This is a genomic window from Saccharopolyspora galaxeae (assembly GCF_016526145.1).
GTDB lineage: Bacteria > Actinomycetota > Actinomycetes > Mycobacteriales > Pseudonocardiaceae > Saccharopolyspora_C > Saccharopolyspora_C galaxeae.
This window is the reverse complement of the sequence record NZ_JADDUE010000002.1, coordinates 555,106-573,375: the sequence shown is the minus strand read 5'-3', so window position 1 is coordinate 573,375 and position 18,270 is coordinate 555,106. Positions and strand designations below refer to the sequence as shown.

At 70.9% G+C, this 18,270-nt stretch carries 19 protein-coding genes; 7 read left to right on the top strand and 12 right to left on the bottom strand.

Going from position 1 to position 18,270, the window contains the following annotated elements; all coding sequences use genetic code 11:
• The first annotated feature begins 13 nt into the window (after positions 1-13).
• Positions 14-703, top strand: a complete 690-nt coding sequence (locus INP57_RS07105; protein ID WP_307849944.1) for a class I SAM-dependent methyltransferase — start codon at positions 14-16, stop codon at positions 701-703.
• Positions 704-719: 16 nt separating this feature from the next.
• On the opposite strand, the gene INP57_RS07100 is transcribed toward INP57_RS07105, so the two are convergent.
• The 5 genes from INP57_RS07100 to INP57_RS07080 all read right to left on the bottom strand — a co-directional run bounded on the left by INP57_RS07100 (position 720) and on the right by INP57_RS07080 (position 5,396).
• Positions 720-1,067, bottom strand: coding sequence for a hypothetical protein (locus INP57_RS07100; protein ID WP_200069216.1), 348 nt, complete (start codon positions 1,065-1,067; stop codon positions 720-722).
• Positions 1,068-1,562: 495 nt separating this feature from the next.
• Complete coding sequence (locus INP57_RS07095) at positions 1,563-2,030, bottom strand: uroporphyrinogen decarboxylase/cobalamine-independent methonine synthase family protein (protein ID WP_200069215.1); 468 nt, start codon at positions 2,028-2,030, stop codon at positions 1,563-1,565.
• 315 nt (positions 2,031-2,345) lie between these two features.
• The gene (locus INP57_RS07090; protein WP_200069214.1) at positions 2,346-3,422 is read right to left on the bottom strand and encodes a prenyltransferase; all 1,077 of its coding nucleotides are present in this window, start codon (positions 3,420-3,422) and stop codon (positions 2,346-2,348) included.
• Positions 3,415-4,143, bottom strand: coding sequence for a class I SAM-dependent methyltransferase (locus INP57_RS07085; protein WP_307849943.1), 729 nt, complete (start codon positions 4,141-4,143; stop codon positions 3,415-3,417). The genes INP57_RS07090 and INP57_RS07085 overlap by 8 nt, the downstream gene beginning before the upstream one ends.
• Before the next feature lie 2 nt (positions 4,144-4,145).
• A complete protein-coding gene (locus INP57_RS07080) occupies positions 4,146-5,396 on the bottom strand; it encodes a glycosyltransferase family 4 protein (protein WP_200069212.1) in 1,251 nt (416 codons plus the stop codon).
• Between the two features lie 380 nt (positions 5,397-5,776).
• On the opposite strand from INP57_RS07080, the gene kstR reads away from it, so the two are divergent.
• The gene (kstR, locus tag INP57_RS07075; RefSeq protein WP_200069211.1) at positions 5,777-6,406 is read left to right on the top strand and encodes a cholesterol catabolism transcriptional regulator KstR; all 630 of its coding nucleotides are present in this window, start codon (positions 5,777-5,779) and stop codon (positions 6,404-6,406) included.
• Positions 6,407-6,444: 38 nt separating this feature from the next.
• Here the strand turns inward: kstR and INP57_RS07070 are convergent, their stop codons facing one another.
• Together INP57_RS07070 and INP57_RS07065 are read right to left on the bottom strand one after the other, a co-directional pair.
• Positions 6,445-7,476 carry an MBL fold metallo-hydrolase gene (locus INP57_RS07070; RefSeq protein WP_233626978.1) on the bottom strand — a complete coding sequence of 344 codons (1,032 nt, stop codon included), beginning with the start codon at positions 7,474-7,476 and terminating at the stop codon, positions 6,445-6,447.
• 233 nt (positions 7,477-7,709) lie between these two features.
• Positions 7,710-8,870 carry an acetyl-CoA C-acetyltransferase gene (locus INP57_RS07065; RefSeq protein ID WP_200069210.1) on the bottom strand — a complete coding sequence of 387 codons (1,161 nt, stop codon included), beginning with the start codon at positions 8,868-8,870 and terminating at the stop codon, positions 7,710-7,712.
• A gap of 186 nt (positions 8,871-9,056) precedes the next feature.
• Here INP57_RS07065 and INP57_RS07060 point away from each other — a divergent pair, with 186 nt between their 5' ends.
• On the top strand, positions 9,057-9,848 hold the full coding sequence (locus tag INP57_RS07060) for an SDR family oxidoreductase (RefSeq protein WP_200069209.1): 792 nt from the start codon (positions 9,057-9,059) through the stop codon (positions 9,846-9,848).
• A 181-nt stretch (positions 9,849-10,029) separates the two neighbouring features.
• Here INP57_RS07060 and INP57_RS07055 read toward each other — a convergent pair whose 3' ends face one another.
• Positions 10,030-10,941: an SDR family oxidoreductase gene (locus INP57_RS07055; protein WP_200069208.1), complete on the bottom strand. Its 912-nt coding sequence runs from the start codon at positions 10,939-10,941 to the stop codon at positions 10,030-10,032.
• Between the two features lie 100 nt (positions 10,942-11,041).
• On the bottom strand, positions 11,042-11,821 hold the full coding sequence (locus INP57_RS07050) for an SDR family oxidoreductase (protein ID WP_200069207.1): 780 nt from the start codon (positions 11,819-11,821) through the stop codon (positions 11,042-11,044).
• A 92-nt stretch (positions 11,822-11,913) separates the two neighbouring features.
• Between INP57_RS07050 and INP57_RS07045 the strand changes: the two genes are divergently transcribed.
• From INP57_RS07045 to INP57_RS07030, 4 genes are read left to right on the top strand one after another with little or no spacing between them, the layout of a single operon-like run.
• Complete coding sequence (locus INP57_RS07045) at positions 11,914-12,672, top strand: enoyl-CoA hydratase family protein (RefSeq protein ID WP_200069206.1); 759 nt, start codon at positions 11,914-11,916, stop codon at positions 12,670-12,672.
• An 11-nt stretch (positions 12,673-12,683) separates the two neighbouring features.
• Positions 12,684-13,544 carry a CoA transferase subunit A gene (locus INP57_RS07040; RefSeq protein ID WP_200069205.1) on the top strand — a complete coding sequence of 287 codons (861 nt, stop codon included), beginning with the start codon at positions 12,684-12,686 and terminating at the stop codon, positions 13,542-13,544.
• Positions 13,541-14,278: a CoA-transferase subunit beta gene (locus tag INP57_RS07035; protein ID WP_200069204.1), complete on the top strand. Its 738-nt coding sequence runs from the start codon at positions 13,541-13,543 to the stop codon at positions 14,276-14,278. The genes INP57_RS07040 and INP57_RS07035 overlap by 4 nt, the downstream gene beginning before the upstream one ends.
• The gene (locus INP57_RS07030; RefSeq protein WP_200069203.1) at positions 14,275-15,348 is read left to right on the top strand and encodes an NAD(P)H-dependent flavin oxidoreductase; all 1,074 of its coding nucleotides are present in this window, start codon (positions 14,275-14,277) and stop codon (positions 15,346-15,348) included. The genes INP57_RS07035 and INP57_RS07030 overlap by 4 nt, the downstream gene beginning before the upstream one ends.
• 40 nt (positions 15,349-15,388) lie before the next feature.
• Here the strand turns inward: INP57_RS07030 and INP57_RS07025 are convergent, their stop codons facing one another.
• The 3 genes from INP57_RS07025 to INP57_RS07015 form a co-directional block, all read right to left on the bottom strand.
• Complete coding sequence (locus INP57_RS07025) at positions 15,389-16,030, bottom strand: TetR/AcrR family transcriptional regulator (RefSeq protein ID WP_200069202.1); 642 nt, start codon at positions 16,028-16,030, stop codon at positions 15,389-15,391.
• A 156-nt stretch (positions 16,031-16,186) separates the two neighbouring features.
• Positions 16,187-16,966 (bottom strand): SDR family oxidoreductase, encoded by a 780-nt coding sequence (locus tag INP57_RS07020; RefSeq protein ID WP_200069201.1) that lies wholly within the window; start codon positions 16,964-16,966, stop codon positions 16,187-16,189.
• Positions 16,963-18,138 carry an acyl-CoA dehydrogenase family protein gene (locus INP57_RS07015; RefSeq protein ID WP_200069200.1) on the bottom strand — a complete coding sequence of 392 codons (1,176 nt, stop codon included), beginning with the start codon at positions 18,136-18,138 and terminating at the stop codon, positions 16,963-16,965. Before INP57_RS07015 ends, INP57_RS07020 begins: the two co-directional genes overlap by 4 nt.
• Between the last annotated feature and the right edge of the window lie 132 nt (positions 18,139-18,270).

The following is an 18,270-nucleotide window of genomic DNA, read 5'->3' as shown; positions in this document are numbered from 1 at the left end:
GGAGAGGAAAACCGTGAGCAGCACCGCACCGACCCCGGGCGACCGATCGAACGCGGAGCCGGCGATGCCGCCGGACCTGCTGGCCGTCGCCGAGCAGGCAACCGGCTTCATGCCCGCGGACGAGGGGCTGGCGCTGCACCGGGCGGCCACCGAGTTCCTGGGCACCGGGCTCGCGGCGGAAATCGGTTCGTACTGCGGGAAATCGACGGTCTACCTCGGCGCGGCGGCCCGCGCCACCGGCGGTCGCGTCGTCACGGTCGATCACCACCGGGGGTCCGAGGAGCACCAGCCCGGCTGGGAGTACCACGATCCGAACCTGGTGGACCCGCAGGTCGGGCGGCTGGACACCTTGGGCGAGTTCCGATCCACCATCGCCCGCGCCGGGCTGGAGGACGAAGTCGTCGCGATCGTCGGCAGCTCCCCCGTCACCGCCGCCTTCTGGCGCAGCCCGCTGAACCTGGTGTTCATCGACGGCGGGCACACCGACGCCGCCGCGAACGCCGACTACGAGGGCTGGGCGCCGTGGATCAACCCCGGCGGCGCGCTGGTGATCCACGACGTGTTCCCCGACCCGGACGACGGCGGCCAAGCGCCGTACCGCATCTACCGCCGCGCCCTGGACGGCGGGAACTACCGCGAACACAGCGCGACCGGCTCGCTGCGGGTGCTGGAACGGGTCGGCGGGAGACTCGGCGAGCTCTGAAGCGAACGCGGCGCCGCTACCCGGAGCAGTTCAAGGTGAGTCCGGTCCCCCAGCACTTCGGGCACGTGCGGGGGCGGGAATCGAATTGCGGCGCCGCGGCGCCATCGGTGTAGCGCGCTTGGAGCGCCTCGACTTCGCGTTGTCCTGTGCAATGTTCGCACTTGGCGCGCGGCCAGACGGCGCTCGGCAGCGCTTCGGCCCGGCGGATCACGATCGATCGCAGTTCGTGCAGGCGCTCGTCATCGGCGTCCGGGCTCGCGTGCCGCTGCCCGTCCGGGGCGATCTCGGCCAATCTGGCTTCGAACACGCGCAGCGCCTGTTCCAGGTCCTTGCTGTGCGGATTCGGGGTGTCGGTGTCGCTCACGTGCTACTCCCTTCGCCTGGCCAGACATTCCGGACGTGGACTCCCGCCCGTGAAAACGCGCTGCGGCAGGCCACGTCGACATGCTCTGACGGACCGCGCTGCGCTGCGGCGCGGAACGGCTGGATTCAGTTTCAGGACCCCGACCATGCGAAGGGCAATCCTGACAACGGAAGCGGCGGAGAAATAGGGCGAGACACACATCGCCGAAAACGATTCGATAACTTCTGCGAATCAATGCCGACAGTACGGTGAGTTGCTTGTAGTTACCAAACACGAGCCGAGCCGTCGATTTCGAAAAGCTCGCACGTTCATTTGTGGCAGTGCTCTCACAAAGTAACGCTCAATACGACTTGTAAATCGCCGAGCCGGACTCGCACGATCCCGGCGACGAGCTACCGCCCGCGAGATCCGTACGTTGATCAACCTGGGCAGGCCGCCCAGGAGAGCACCGCCGCGATCCCCACAGCCGCTCACTGGCCAACGCGGCACCTTCGGTCAGCTGTAGTACTCGTTGCGCTGCCCGACCGCCGCGCTCGCGGGCGCGACCACCGGGAGGAACGCCTCCACCGCGTCGCTGCCCTGCAGCGCGCTGCGCAGGTTCTCGATATCACGGCGCACCTGCGTGGGGTCGTACTCGATCGGACCGGTGCACACCGGCGTCTGCGCACGGGCCGTGGCCACGAGGCTGTTCGTGTTGCCGTACCAAAGCCCGTTCTCGATGGCGTCCGCGTAGTAGCCGGGGAAATCGCGCTGGTCCTGACCGTTCAGCGCCTCGGTGCGCTCGGCGGGCCGATGTTCGAAACCGGACAAGCGGCTCGTCACGTACCAGGACCACTCGGGCTTTCCCATCTCGCCGTCGTTGACCACGTCGAGACCGGCGGCGCGCTGCTGCTCGACGACGCCCGCCACGCTCCGCGGCAGGAGATCGGCGAAGGACTCCGGCTGGTGCGGCCGGTCGACCATGGTCTCTTCCACAGGGCTCCGGCGTGGGTGGTCAGCAGCCGATTCGTGCTGTGCTCCACGAACTTCCTCCATACCTCGACTCGCCCGTGGCACGAGACGGCCGCGAAACCACAGCACGGATCAGCTCGTGCACCTGTTGTCACTAGACAACCGATCACACGATGTCAAAGGAACCGGGTCGGCGGACAGCTTCACGAACTCGCCGGGATCACGACCCCGTCAAGCGCGCACCGTCCTGTTGCGACTCGGACGCAGCCGCGCCGGAGTGGGCGACGGAACTGGACGACCCGGTGCAACGGCCGCACGAAGTCGCGGCTACTCGCCGACCGGGACCGGTGCCGAGCAGCCGCAGCCGTCGTCGACCGGTAAGCCCGCGCGCGGCACGCCGGTGCGGAAGATGTCGCCGCCGGGTGTGGCCCCGGACAGCGCGTCGGCGGCGAGGATCACCGCCGCGCCCGTCCACGTGGTGCGCTCATCGGGCCAGCGCTTGCCGTCGGCGTGCACGTACCCGGTCCAGTAAGAACCGTCTTGCTCGCGCAGGTGCTGCATGGAAGCGAGCACCTCGACCGCGTGCTCGCGCCAGCCGAGCAGGTCCAGGCTCAGCACCAGCTCGCACGTCTCCGCGCCGGTGACCCACGGGTGGTCGTCCACGCACAGCACGCCGAGCCCGTCGACCACGAAATCCGGCCACCGCCGGACGATCCGGTCCCGCCCGGCGTCGTCGCGCAGCGGGCCCGCCAGCACCGGGTAGTACCAGTCCATGGCGTAGCGGTCCTTCTCCGCGAACGCCTCCGGGTGGTGCCGCAGCGCGTGCGCGAGCCGGTCCAGCGCCACCTCCCAGTCCGGTTGCGCGCACCCGAAGTGCACGGCCAGCTCGAGGGCGCACACCAGGCTGTGATGAATGCTGGAGGAACCCGCCAGCAGCGCCTCACCAATCGCGGAACCGCCCGCGCCGCGCGCCCAGTCGATCTCGCCGCGGTCGCGTTGCAAGCCGAGCACGAAATCGATCGCCCGGCGCACCACCGGCCACATGCGCTCGGCGAACCGCTCGTCGCGGGTGATCCGGAAGTGGTGCCACACCCCCACCGCCGGGTACGCGCAGAAGTTCGTGTCGGCGGCGGCGTCCTCGACCACACCGGCCCGCACCCGCAGCGGCCAGGAACCGTCCCGGCGCTGCGTGCGGCGCAGCCAGTCGTAGGCGCGTTCGGCCTCGGACAGCAGACCCGCCGCGGACAGCGCCATCGCCGACTCGACGTGGTCCCACGGGTCCACGTGCCCGCCGTGGAACCACGGCACCGCACCGGAGCGCTCCTGCACCGCGGCGATGGACCGGGCGGTCGCCAGCGCATCCGCCGCCGAGAGCACCCCGTCGACCGCGGGCGGCTCAGACACCGCCGAGGTCCGATTCGTGCCGGGGTTTGTACAGGTAGACCGCGAGGCTCTTGCCGAGGAACGGGTCCAGCGCCTGCTCGGCCGCCCGCGTCACCCACGGCTTGCTCATCAGGTCCCACACCAGCAGCTTGTGGTAGAGCTTCGGCAGCGGGTGATCTTCGCGATCCACCCCGACCGCGCACTTCAACCACCAGAACGGCGCGTGCAGCGCGTGCGCGTAGTGGTGGTGCACCGGTTTCAGACCGGCGATCCGCAGCCGCTCGACCAGCTGCTCGCGCCGGTAGATCCGCACGTGGCCGCCTTCGGCCTGGTGGTAGTCGTCGGACAGCGCCCAGCACACCCGCTCCGGGAACCAGCGCGGCACGGTCACCACGACCCGGCCGCCGGGCTTGACCACCCGCACCAGTTCGCTCATCACCCGCCAGTCCTGCGGGATGTGCTCCAGGATCTCGGAGGCGATCACGTGGTCGAAGTGGTCGTCCGGGAACTGCAGGGCGAGCGCGTCGCCGGTGACGGTGGTCGCGGTCGCGCCCTCGGGCGCTTCACCGCCCGCTTCCATCGCCCCGAACATCGTCTTGACCTCGGTCAGCGCCTCGGCGTCCTGGTCGAACGCCACCACGTCCGCACCGCGCCGGTAGCACTCGAAAGCGTGCCTGCCCGCACCGCACCCGAGGTCGAGCACCCGCTGCCCCGCACGCACCCCGAGCAGTTCGAAATTCACCGTCAGCACTGGTCAGCCGCCATTTCCGTTCCCGCTTCAACCGCTTCTGCGTAACACTCCGCGGTGGCCGCGGCCACCGAAGCCCAGCTATACCGGCTCAGCACCCGGCGCCTGCCGGAGGCCCCCAGCCGCCGCCTGCGCGCCGGATCGTCGAACTGCGCGCCGAGCGCCCCTGCCAGCGCTTCCGCGTCGCCGGGCGGTACCAGGTCGGCGCACTCCCCGTCCGGTCCGACCACCTCCGGGATCGCGCCCGCGCGGCTGACCACCAGCGGTGTCGCGCAGGCCATGGATTCCACGGTGGGCAGCGAAAAGCCCTCGTACAGCGACGGAACGCACGCGATCTCCGCCGAACCGAGCAGCGCGGCGAGCTCCTCGTCGCTGATGCCGCTGACCGTGCGCACCGCGTCCTGGATGCCGAGTTCGTCGATCAGCCGATCGGTCGGGCCGCCCGGCGTCGGGTCGGCCACCAGCACCAGCTCCACTTCCCGCTCGGTGCGCAGCTTCGCCACCGCTTCCAGCAGCGTGCCGATGCCCTTCAGCGGGGTGTCCGCGCTGGCCATCGCCACGATCCGGCCCGGAACCCGCGGCGTCTGCGGCGGCTCGAACACCTCGTGATCGACGCCGAGCGGCACCACCCGCAGCCGGTCCGGGCGCACGCGGAAGTCCTCGACGATGTCGCGGGCCGAGGATTCGGAGACGGTCAGCAGCTCGGGAATGCGCTGCACGACCCGGCGCTGCATCCGCAGGAAGCCGTACCACCGGCGGACGCCGAGCTTGCGCCAGCCCTTGGTGGCGGCCAGCTCCAGCCGCCGATCGTGCGTGATCGGGTGGTGCACCGTCGCCACCAGCGGCAATCCCGCCTTGCGCAGGGCGAGCAGGCCGTAGCCGAGGGACTGGTTGTCGTGCACCACGTCGAACTCCGACGCCCGCTCGCGCAGCAGCTTCGCCGCGCGCAGCGTGAACGTCAGCGGCTCCGGGAAGCCCGCCGACCACATGGTCGCGAGTTCGAGCACGTCGGTGGAGTCCCGGAACTCGCGCCAGTGCGGGGTGCGGAACGGGTCCGGATCCCGGTACAGGTCCAGGCTGGGCACCTTGGTGAGCTCGACGCCCGGATCCAGCTCCGGGTACGGCGGGCCGGAGAAGACCTCGACGCGGTGCCCGAGCCCGGCCAGTTCCCGGCTCAGGTTCCGGACGTAGACGCCCTGCCCGCCGACGTGCGGCTTGCTCCGATAGGACAAAAGAGCTATTCGCACGAGCTCACCTCCTGAGTCACAGTCCCGGTGCTCGCTTTGCGTAGCTGGTCGCTTGGCGGAACCTCAGGCGCCTGTTCGCTGCGGGATCTCCTCCTGAAGTAGCGCCCTACTAGGCGTCGGAGCTGTCCTCGCGAGCAGACACCTGAGAACCCGCGGCGGTGCCGGTTGCATAGGTGGTGCAAGCGGCTTCGCCGCTTCGAGACATGCAACGACCACACCGAACAAGGGTTCCGAGACAGGTGTTGCAGCCGCCGCGGCACGCAACGGGTAGAGTGGAACATGTTCTCTTTTGAACATGAGGTCAGCGCAGACCCGCCGAGCCAGGCAGTACTTGAACAGTCGGGCGCACACCGACTCCGACGCACGAGAGGACCGACCTCATGGGTACGACGCCGCGACGCGGCTCCGCTGCGGCGCAACCGGTCAGTCTGCTGGCCGACCAGGGCGGGTCCGCGGCGCAGAACGCGCGCCGCAAACGCATCATCGACGCCACGATCGCCCTGGCAGGAAAGGGCGGGTACGAGGCGGTGCAGATGCGCGCCGTGGCCGAACGCGCCGACGTGGCGCTGGGCACGCTCTACCGCTACTTCCCGTCCAAGATCCACCTGCTGGTGACCGGCCTGGCGCGCGAGTTCGAGCGTTCCCAGGAACGGCTGGACCGCGCCAAGATCCCCGGTGAGACCCCGTACGACCGGGTGCTGTACGTACTCGGCCGCACGACCCGCACCATGCAGCGCAACCCGCAGCTGACCGAGGCGATGACCCGGGCGTTCATGTTCGCCGACACCTCGGCGGCGAACGAGGTGGACGCCGTCGGCTCGCTGACCGAGACGCTGTTCAGCGGCGCCATGGTCACCGGCGAGGACGAGCCGACCGAAGAGCAGCGCGCGATCGCCCGGGTGATCGCGGACGTCTGGCTGTCCAACCTGGTCGCCTGGGTGACCAGGCGCGCTTCGGCGACCGACGTGTCGAACCGGCTGGAGCTGACCGTTCGGCTGCTGCTGCGCTGAGCCGGGCGCGGGTTCGGGAGCTTTCCTGCGCGCCGCCATCAGATCGCCCGGTACCTCGCCACCCCGTCCACGACCCGGTGCAGCCGGTCGCGCGCGACGAGTACGTCCAGGTGCGCCGCGGTTTCACCCACGGCCAGGACCTGGTTGAACGGGTCGAGGTCGGTGAAGGACCGCTCGCGCCGGGTCCACCCGAGTTCACCCGCGACTTCGCGGGCCGTCGCCGCCCCGGTGCGGACGGCCCGCTCGGTCCGGTCGAGCCGGTCCTCGTGGTGCGCGAGCAGTTCGTCCACCCGGGAGTGCGCGCTGCCGGTCACCGGCCCGTGCGCGGGCAGCAGCCGCAGGTCCGGGAGTTCGCGCACGCGCCGCAGCGAGTCGAGGTAGTCACCCAGCGGCAGCTCCGTCCGCGCGGCTTCGAGCCCGATGGACGGCGTGATGTGCGGCAGCACGTGGTCCCCGGCGAACAGCAGCGAGTTCCGCTCGTCGACGAACACGACGTGCCCGCGGGTGTGGCCGGGAGTGTCGACGACTCGCAGGGTGCGGTCGGTGAGTTCGATCTCGGCACCGCCCTCGAGCCATTCGTCGGGGTGCTCGAAACCTTCCTCGGGCCGCTCGGTCTCCGGGCCCTGCGCGGAGCGGATGAGTTCGGCGAGCTCGCTCGCGCCGCCCCGGTCCAGCTGGGACAGCTGCTGATCGTGCGTGCCCGCCAGCAGAACCTCCAGGGACGGCCGCTCTCCGGCGCCCACCGCCACGGGGGTGCCGAACGTGCTGCGCAGCTCGATGCCCAGGGTGTAGTGGTCCCGGTGCAGGTGCGTGATCAGGTAGCGGCGCACGTCACCGAGGCCGCAGCCCAGCTCGCCCAGCGCGGTTTCGAGCGCGGCGCGGGCTTGCGGGATGGCCCAGCCGGAGTCCACCAGCACGAGCCCGTCGCCGTCCCGGATCGCGTACACGTTGACCGCGCGCAGCCCGTCGCCCGGCATCGGCAGCGGGATGCGGTGCACCCCCGGCGCCACCTCGAACGCGCCGGCGCGCAGCCAGTCGTGCCGCCCGTGCGCCACGTCGACGCTTGCCAAGTGCACCTCCCGAGTCGTGACAGTCGCCCTGACAAGGTAAACGTGAAATGCCCTCAGGTGGTCACGTGCGTGCTAGAACACAATCCGCCCGCGATCATCGCGAGCCGCTCCGGGCGGTGATCCCGCAGCGAGGCGGCCGCCACCCGCGCGAACGCGAGTAGCGGCGCCGGCCGCGTGCGGTGCCCGAAACCCGGCCCGGCCAGAGCACCTGCGCAAACCGCTCCCCGAACAACTTAGAGCCGCTCGAGGATGGTGACGTTGGCGGTGCCGCCGCCCTCGCACATCGTCTGCAGCCCGTACCGGCCGCCGCTGCGCTCCAGTTCGGAAAGCAGCGTCGCCATCAGCTTCGTGCCGGTCGCGCCGAGCGGGTGGCCGAGCGCGATGGCGCCGCCGTTGGGGTTGACCTTGGCCGGGTCGATGCCGATCTCCTGCTGCCAGGCCAGCACGACGCTGGCGAACGCCTCGTTGATCTCCACCACGTCGATGTCCGCGGCCGAAAGCCCGGACTTCTCCAGCGCGTGCCGGGTGGCCGCGATGGGTGCGCTGAGCATGAACACGGGATCGTCGCCGCGAACGCTGAGGTGGTGCACCCGCGCCCGCGGCGTCAGGCCGTGCTCGGCGACCGCCCGCTCCGACGCGATCAGCAGCGCCGATGCCCCGTCGGAGATCTGGCTGGACACGCCCGCCGTGAGCCGTCCGCCCGGACGCAGCTCCTTGAGCCCGGCGAGCTTTTCCGGGCTGGTGTCGCGCCGCGGCCCTTCATCGCTGGTGACGCCCTCGATCGGCGCGAGCTCCGCGTCGAAGTGCCCCGCGTCGGCCGCTTCGACCGCCCGCCGGTGGCTGGTCAGGGCGAACTCCTCCATGTCGGCGCGGGAGATGCCCCACTTCTCCGCGATGAGCTCGGCGCCCTGGAACTGGGTGACCTCCTCGTCGCCGTAGCGGCGTTGCCAGCCGGTGGAACCGGAACCGGGACCGTAGGCGATCGGGAAGTCCAGGCCGTCGGCCGCGCGCAGCGCGCTGCCGATCGGGATGCCGCTCATGTTCGCCACACCGCCCGCGATGACCAGGTCGTCCGTGCCGCTGAGCACCGCCTGCGCACCGAAGTGCACCGCCTGCTGCGAGGACCCGCACTGCCGGTCGATGGTGACGCCGGGGACGTGCTCGGGATAACCGGCCGCGAGCCAGCCGGTGCGGCCGATGTTGCCCGCCTGCGCGCCCACGGCGTCCACGCAACCCCAGAGCACGTCGTCCACCCGTCCCGGGTCGATGCCGGTACGTTCGACGACGGCCCGGATCACGTGCGCGGACAGGTCCGCGGGATGCACGCCGCTGAGCCCGCCGCCGCGCTTGCCGACCGGTGTCCGCAGGGCCTCCACGATGTACGCCTCGGTCATGCTCGATCCCTCCCGGGTTGCGCTGAACGAGCGATCACTGAGCAAGCGCCCGCTTGGTAAATGTAACATGTTATTGTTGGGCTCAACCAGTTTCCGCCGGTCACCGGAACTCGCTACGGCCGCGGAGCGCAACCCTTCGGCCGTTCGGGGCCGGGCCCCGGTACCTGTACGGCCGAGCGGAGGAACATGGGCACCATCGCGATCACCGGTTCGGCATCGGGCATCGGTGCGGCGACCCGCGAACGGCTCGAACAGCAGGGCCACCGGGTGCTCGGCGTCGACATGCACGGAGCCGAGGTCGCGTGCGACCTCGGGACGGGCGAAGGGCGCGCGGAGGCCGTGAACCGGATCACCGCGGAGTGCGATGGCCGCCTCGACGGCCTGGTGACCTGCGCGGGCATTCCCGGCGTTCCGACGCGGCAGGGGTCAGCGCTGGTGTCGGTGAACTACTTCGGCACCGTCGCCCTGCTGCGCGGGCTGCGTCCGGCGCTGGCCGCCGCCGAGCGACCGGCCGCGGTGTGCCTGAGCTCGAATTCCGCGACGTGCCAACCGAATTGGCCGGTACCGGTCGCCGAAGCCTGCTTCGCCGACGAAGAGGAGCGGGCGCGGGAACTGGCCGACGAGCACGGAGCCGTCGGCGCATACCCGGCGACGAAGGCCGCGATCGCCTGGTACGTGCGCAGCCACGCGCCCGCGGCGGAGTGGACCGGCGCCGGGATCCGCCTCAACGCCGTCGCGCCCGGGCACATCGAGACGGGCATGACCGCCGAGGTGCGGCGCGATCCGGCGCTGGGTGAAGCGCTCGAAGCCTTCCCCACTCCGCGCGGAGCTCCCGGCCGTCCGGCGGAGGTGGCCGCGCTGATCGACTTCTTGCTCGGCGCGGAAGGCGCGCTGCTGTGCGGCTCGGTCGTCTACGCCGACGGCGGCACCGACGCCGCACTGCGCCCGAAGGACTGGCCTGCGGTCTGGTCGCTGTAGCCCGGCCTCACGAACGCCCACCCGTTGCGGACGGCTGTCCCCTCCATCCGTCTCCGCGGTCCCGGCCCCGTCGCCCGACACGCCCGTGCGTCCCCCGCACCGCGGAACCCCGCCCGGAGTGAACGGAACTTTCGTCCGAATAGATTGGGCGAAGAGGCCGTTCACTCGGAAAGTTCGGAGATCAGGTGGTGCCGTAGACGGGTTCCGGGCGCGGATCCCGGTCGAGCAGGTCGCGGACGACGGGACCGAGTTCGGTAGGGGACCAGCGGCGGCCCGCGTCGTGCTCGGCGCCGTGGCGCCAGCCGGTGGCGACGCGGACCGCGCCGCCCTCCACCTCGAAGACCCGCCCGGTGACGTCGGCGGATTCCGCGCTGCCCAGCCAAGCCACCAGCGGTGAGACGTTCTCCGGCGCCATCGCGTCGAAACTCCCGTCGGTCGGCTGCGACATGGCTTCGGTGAACACGTCCTCGGTCATGCGGGTGCGCGCGGACGGCGCGATCGCGTTGACGGTGACGCCGTAGCGGCCGAGTTCGGCGGCGGTGTTCACGGTGAGCGCGGCGATCCCGGCTTTCGCCGCGGCGTAGTTGCTCTGGCCGATGCTGCCCTGCAGACCGGCACCGGAGCAGGTGTTGATGATCCGCGCGTCGACGGCCTCCCCGGCCTTCGCCAGGTCCCGCCAGTGCGCCGCGGCGTGCCGAATGGTCGCAGCGTGGCCTTTGAGGTGCACCCGCAGCACGTCGTCCCACTCCTGCTCGGAGAGGTTCACGAACATCCGGTCCCGCACGACGCCGGCGTTGTTGACCAGCACGTCGAGCCTGCCGAAGCTGTCCACGGCCCGCGCCACGAGCTGCCGGGCCTGATCCCAGTCGGCCACGTCCGCCCCGTCGACGACCGCTTTCCCGCCGAGCGAACGGATTTCCGCGGCGACTTCGGCAGCGGGCTGCTCGTCACCGCCGGTGCCGTCGAGCTGCACGCCGACGTCGTTGACCACCACCGAAGCTCCGTGGCGAGCGAACTCCAGCGCGTGCGCGCGGCCCAAACCCCGGGCCGCGCCGGTCACGACGACGACCCTGCCTTCGCAGATGCCGGGCACTGTGGACTCCCTTCGGAATGATTTGCCTAGCGGATCCTCGGCGGCTTCCCCGCTCCGGAAGCAGCCCCCGCTGAACCGGCCCGCTACTTCCTGCGCCCGATCAGTCCCGGGAGAATTCCCGGGCGAGCTGCTTGAGGTGCGGGTGCGGTTCGCCGCCGCCGTCCACGGCCAGCACCGCGCCGGTGAGGTATTCGGCCAGCGGCGAGGCCAGGAACGCGCAGGCGTTGCCGACCTCGACCGGCTCGGCGGGCCTGCCCATCGGGATGGTCTCGGCGAAGCCGGACTGCTCGGCCTCCGCGCCGAAGTGCTCCCGGAAGTTGTCGGTGCGGGCCACCCCGACGGACACCGCGTTGACCCGCACGCTCGGCGCGAACTCCAGCGCGAGCGTGCGGGTGAGGCTTTCCACCCCGGCCTTGGCCGCGGCGTAAGCGGCGATGGTGGGCGCGGCGCGCTGCGCGGCGACGCTGCTGATCATGGTCATCGAGCCGCCGCTGTCCCGCATCACCGGCCAGGCCCGCTGGCACACCAGCAGCGGTGCCAGCAGGTTCAGCTCGACGATCTTGGAGTGGAACCGGGGCGACGCGGTCGCGGTGTCCGCAGGTGGCGCCCCACCGGCGTTGTTCACCACCGAGTCGAGCCTGCCGTCGCGGCGCACGACCTCGTCGATCAACCCGTCCACCTGCTCGGGATCGCGCACGTCCGCCTGCACGAACTCGGCGCGGACGCCGTCGTGCTCGGGCAACCGCTCGGGTTCGCCGCGCGAGCAGACGTGCACCCGCGCGCCCGCCCGCAGCAGGACTTCGGAGATTCCGGCGCCGATGCCGCGCGTTCCGCCGGTCACCAGCACCACTCGGCCGGAAAGGTCGATCTCGACGCCCACGAGTTCCTCCGGGGTTCGCCCCTGGCGGGGCCTTCGCCTCGGTTGCTAACGTACCAACCCAACCTAACAAGTGCTAGGTTTGGTAGGTGCGGATGAGCACGAGAATCCGGCGCCACGACAACGGGATCGTGGTGCTGACCATGGACAACCCACCGGTGAACGCGCTGCCCGCGCACGGCTGGCAGGAACTCGCGGAGTCGCTGCGGCAGGCCGGTGCGGACGAGCGGACCCGCGTCGTGGTGCTGCAGGCCGAAGGCCGCGGCTTCAACGCGGGCGTGGACATCAAGGAACTCACCGCGGATCCCGGGCACAGCAAGCTCGTCGCCGTGAACCACGGCTGCTACGAGGCGTTCAAGAGCGTCTACGAGTGCCCGGTCCCGGTGATCAGCGCGGTGCACGGGTTCTGCCTCGGCGGCGGGATCGGCCTGGTGGGCAACTCGGACATCATCATCGCCTCCGCGGACGCGACGTTCGGACTGCCCGAAGTGGACCGCGGTGCGCTCGGCGCGGCCACGCACCTGCAACGGCTCGTGCCGCAGCACTACGCGCGGGCGATGTTCTACACCGGCCGCACCGCAACCGCGCACGACTTGGCGCGGTTCGGCTCGGTGTGGGAGGTCGTCGAACCGGAGCGGCTGCACGACGCCGCGCTGGAGCTGGCCGGCTCGATCGCGGACAAGGAACCGCTGGTCGTGCGCCGGGCCAAGGAAGCGCTCAACGGCATCGACCCGGTCGACGTGAACCGCAGCTATCGGTTCGAGCAGGGCTTCACCTTCGAACTCAACCTCAGCGGTGTCTCCGACCGGGCGCGGGAGGCGTTCGTCGACGGCGAGCGCCCGGCGGACGGGTGAAAGGCGGGCAGGTGCGGGACAAGCAGGTCAACGTCGACGAGATCGTCGGATCGTTGCGGGACGGCATGACCATCGGCATCGGCGGCTGGGGATCGCGGCGCAAACCGATGGCGCTGGTGCGCGCCATTCTGCGCTCGCAGCTTCGCGATCTGACGCTGGTGTCCTACGGCGGTCCGGACGTGGGATTGCTGGCGGCGGCGGGCAAGTTGCGCAAGGTCGTCTACGGGTTCGTCTCGCTGGATTCGATCCCGCTGGACCCGCACTTCCGGGCGGCGCGCCAGCGCGGGGAGCTCGAAGTCGCCGAGTACGACGAGGGGATGATCCTCGCCGGGCTGCGCGCGGCGGCGGCGCGGGTGCCGTTCCACCCGACGCGGGCCGGGATCGGCTCCGACGTGCCCGCGTTGAACCCGGGGCTGCGGACCGTGCTCTCTCCCTACGACGACGGCGAAGAGCTGATGGCGATGCCCGCGCTGCGGCTGGATGCCGCGCTGGTGCATCTCAACCGAGCCGACCGGCACGGCAACGCGCAATACCTCGGGCCGGACCCCTACTTCGACGATCTGATGTGCGCGGCGGCCGATCGCGGCTACGTCACCTGCGAGCAGGTGGTGCCCACCGAGGAGCTGCTGCAGAAGGCCCCGGTGCAGTCGTTGCTGCTGAACCGGACGCACACCGACGCCGTGGCCGAGACGCCGAACGGCGCGCACTTCACCAGCTGCGTCCCCGACTACGAGCGGGACGAGGCTTTCCAGCGGCGGTACGCGGCCAGCGCCTCCGACGAGGAGAGCTGGCGGGCGTTCCGCGACGAGTTCCTCAGCGGCGACGAGCAGGCCTACCAGGCCGCCGTCCGGGCACCGGAGGTGGCGCAGTGAACGCAGAAGTGACCCGCGCGGAGATCTGCGCCGTCGCCTGCGCCGACACCTGGCGCGACGCGGGCGAAGTGCTGGCATCGCCGATCGGGCTGATCCCCTCGCTCGGCGCCCGGCTCGCCCGGATGACCACCGCGCCGGACCTGCTGCTTACCGACGGCGAGGCGCTGCTGACCGCCGAACCACCGCCGCTCGGCAGGGAAGGCGGCGTCGTCGAGGGCTGGATGCCCTACCGGCAGGTGCTCGACCTGCTCGCCGGCGGCCGCAGGCGGGTGATGATGGGCGCCACCCAGATCGACCGCTACGGCAACCAGAACATCTCCCGGATCGGTCCATGGGACCGGCCGAAGGTGCAGCTGATCGGGGTGCGCGGCGCGCCGGGCAACTCGGTCAACCACACCACGAACTACTGGGTTCCCAAGCACGGCAAGCGGATCTTCGTGGGGTCGGTGGACCTGGTCTCCGGTGTCGGGCACGACCGGGACGGCGGGCCCTTCCACGACGTGCAGGTGGTCGTCACCGATCTCGGCGTGCTCGACTTCGCCGGGCCGGATTCCGCGATGCGGCTGCGTTCGGTGCATCCCGGGGTCACGGTCGAGCAGGTGCAGGACAGCACCGGGTTCGAGCTGGACACCGGCTCGGTGGAGCAGACCCGGATGCCGTCCGATGTGGAATTGGAGCTGATCCGCACGGTCCTCGACCCGGACGGTCTGCGGCACCAGGAGGTTCCGGCGTGAGCGGGCTCGGCACGGCGCTGACCCGGCTCGTCGGCGTGCGGCATCCCGTGGTGCAGACCGGAATGGGCTGGGTGGCCGGTCCGCGGCTCGTGTCGGCCACCGCCGAAGCGGGCGGGCTCGGCGTGCTCGCCTCCGCGACGATGACCATGGATCAGTTGCGCTCGGCGGTCCGGGAAGTGCGCGAGCGCACCGAGGAACCGTTCGGCGTGAACCTGCGGGCCGACGCGGGCGACGCGGAGGAGCGCGTGGACCTGCTGATCCGGGAAGGCGTGCGAGTCGCCTCGTTCGCCCTGGCGCCGGACAAGCGGCTGATCGGCAAGCTCAAGGACGCGGGCATCGTCGTGATCCCCTCGGTCGGTGCCAAGCGGCACGCGGAGAAGGTCGCCTCGTGGGGCGCCGACGCCGTGCTCGTGCAGGGCGGCGAAGGCGGCGGGCACACCGGCTCGGTCGCCACCACGCTGCTGTTGCCGCAGGTCGTCGACGCCGTGGACATTCCGGTGATCGCCGCGGGCGGGTTCTTCGACGGCCGCGGGCTGGCCGCCGCGCTGTGCTACGGCGCCGCGGGCATCGGGATGGGCACGCGGTTCCTGCTGACCAGCGACAGCGCCGTGCCGGACGAGGTGAAGCAGCGGTACCTGGCGGCAGCGTCCGGGGACACCCTGGTCACTTCGCGGGTCGACGGGCTGCCGCACCGGATGCTGCGCACCGGGCTCACCGACGCGGCCGAGTCCGCGAGCCGGTTGCGCCGCCTGCCGGGCGCGCTGCGGCAAGCGGCCGCGTTCAAGGCGATGAGCGGCATGTCCTGGAAGCAGCTGATCAGCGACGGAATCGCGATGCGCCGCAACAGCGAACTGCCGTGGAGCGCGGTGCTGCTGGCCGCGAACACGCCGATGCTGATCAAGGCCGGTCTGGTGGACGGTCACGCCGACGCGGGCGTGCTGCCCGCCGGGCAATCCGTGGGAATGATCGGCGAACTGCCCAGCTGCGCCGAACTCATCGAGCGGATCGTGGACGAGGCCGTGCGCGCACTCGAATCCGCTTCCCGCGGCCCGCGGGAATCCGCTTCGTGACCACCGATCGCGCGCCGCGGGCGAACGCGGCCGGGCAGGCTCACCCCTGCCCGGTCATGATCCCTTCGCACAGGATCGTGATGTGCTGCTCGGCGATCACGTCGGCGTTCAACCGGCCGCGCGGGTTGTACCAGTGCACCGTGGTCCAAACGGTGTCCCGGATGAACCGGTAGGCGATCTTCACGTTGAGGTCGCTGCGGAAGATCCCGGCCTGCTGGCCCTGCTGCAGCACCTTCATCCAGGTGCGCTCGAAGTCGTTCGCGGCGCGGCGCAGGTAGCTGAAGCGCTCGAACTGCTGGAGGTACTTCGCCTCGTTCTGGTAGATCGTGACCGCCGAGCGGTACTCGTTCATCGCGCGGAACGACTGCCGGACCAGCTCGGTGATGGTGCCGCGCGGGTCGGTCTTCTCGTGCAGCACCTCGTCGTAGAGCCGCTGCTGGAAGTCCAGGAACTCGCGCAGGATCTCGTCGACCATCGATTCCTTGGAATCGAAGTGGTAGTAGAGGCTGCCGGAGAGGATGCCCGCGGCGTCGGCGATCTCGCGCACGGTGGTGACCACGAAACCGCGCTCGGCGAACAGGTCGGCGGCGATCGCCAGCAGCTCCGCGCGCCGCTGCGAACCGCCCGCCTCAGCCGCCGCCGGGCGCTGCGCGCGACCGGTCGAGCGCTTGGTCTCCGCCATGTCCTCATCCTCTCACTGGCCGTTGCCGACCCCGCGCACCCGCTCGTTCCGCCGGCAGTGCCCGTGTTCTCGGAGTGCTCTGGTTTTCGGAGCGAACGGCCCGTTGGCCCAATCTATTGGGACGAGCGGTCCGTTCGCTCCGGGGGCGCGCGGGTGTCACGGATGCTGGTTGCTGGCGGAGATGACCTCGCCGGTGAGGTAGGACGAGTAGTCACCGGCCAGGTAGACGATCACGTTGGCGATCTCCCAAGGTTCGGCGGAGCGGCCGAACGCCTCTTTGGACTCCAGCTCGGTCAGCAGCTCGTCGGAGGTCACCTTCGCCAGGTTCTCGTGCATCACCAGGCTCGGCGCCACCGCGTTCACCCGCACCCCGAACTCCGCGGCGTCCACCGCCGCGCACCTGGTCAGCGCCATCACGCCCGCTTTCGCCGCGGCGTAGTGTGCCTGCCCGGCCTGCGCGCGCCAGCCGACCACCGAGGCGTTGTTGACGACCACGCCCCCGCCGCCCTGATCTCGGAAGCGCTGGATCGCGGCCCGCGTGCACCGGAACGTGCCGTTCAGCGTCACGTCCAGCACGCGGCTCCACTGCTGGTCGGTCATGTCCTGAATCGGCGCCGTCCCGCCAAGCCCGGCGTTGTTGACCAGCACGTCGAGCCGCCCGAACGCCTCGGCCGCGGCGTCCAGCAGGTGCTCGACCTGCTCGACGTCGGTGACGTCGCAGGGCACCGCGATGACTTCGGCACCGAACAGTTCGGCCAGCTCGGCGCGGGTGGCCTCCAGCCGCCGCTGGTGCGAGTCGCTGATCACGACGCGTGCGCCTTCCCGGATCATCCGGCGCGCGGCCGCGGAGCCGATGCCGGTCCCGGCGGCCGCGGTCACCACCGCGGTCCTGCCCGCCAGCAGGCCGTGCGGTTCCGGTTCGGTCGGTGTTCTCAAGGCCGGGCCTCCTTCGGCAACCCGAGCACCCGCTCGGCGATGATGTTGCGCTGGATCTCGTCGGAACCGCCGTAGATCGTGTCGGCGCGGGTGAACAGGAACAGCCGCTGCCGCTCGTCGAGCTCGCCGTCCGGCGCGACCAGGCCGCACGCACCGGCGACCTCGACGGCCAGCTCACCGAGCCCGCGGTGGAAGTTCGCCCAGTACAGCTTCGCGATGGACGCCTCCGGTCCCGCGGTCCCCTCGGCGACCCCGGTCAGCGTGCGCAGCGCGTTGAACCGCATGATCTCCAGGCCGATCCAGGCCCGGCTGATCTTGTCCCGCAGCACCGGGTCGTCCAGCGCACCGCCGGAACGGGCGAGCTCGGTGATGCTTTCCAGCTCGCGGCGGAACACCACCTGCTGGTCGACGGTGCCGATGCCGCGTTCGAAACCGAGCGTGCCCATCGCGACCCGCCAGCCGTCGCCGGGCTCGCCGACGACGTTGGCCGCGTCGGTGCGCGCGCCGTCGAAGAACACCTCGTTGAACTCGGAAGTGCCGGTGAGCTGCACGATCGGCCGCACCTCGATGCCCGCGGAATCCATCGGCACCAGCAGGTAGGACAGCCCGCGGTGCCTGCGCTCGGCGGGATCGGTGCGCGCGAGCAGGAAGCACCAGTCGGCCACGTGCGCGTGCGAGGTCCAGATCTTCTGGCCGTGCACCACCCAGTCCGAGCCGTCGCGGTGCGCCGCGGTGGACAGGTTCGCCAGGTCGGACCCTGCGCCGGGCTCGGAGTAGCCCTGGCACCACAGCTCCCGCACGCCCACGATCGGCGGCAGGAACCGCCGCTGCTGCTGCTCGGTGCCGAACGCGATGATCGTGGGACCGATCAGCTCCTCGCCGATGTGCCCGACCCGAACCGGCGCGCCCGCCTTGGCGTACTCCTCGTGGAAGATCACCTGCTGGGCGATGGACGCGCCGCGGCCGCCGAACTCCTCCGGCCAGCCCAGGCAGGTCCAGCCCGCCGCGGCCAGGTGCCGATCCCAGGCGAGCCGCACGTCGAACGCTTCGTGCTCGCGCCCCGGTCCGCCGAGCCCCCGCGCCCGGGCGAACTCGCCGGTGAGGTTGTCGCCGAGCCATTCCCGCACTTCCCGGCGGAACGCCGCTTCCTGCGCGCTGTCGGTGAGATCCATCCGAAGCACCTCCGGCCGATCGCGGTCTGAGCCCGCTGGAAAGCGGTTCTGAGCCCGCTGGACACCCCCGCTGGAAAACGAAGCCTACCAAGCACTTGCTAGTTTCGCTAACCTCGGAGCACGACGGCGCGA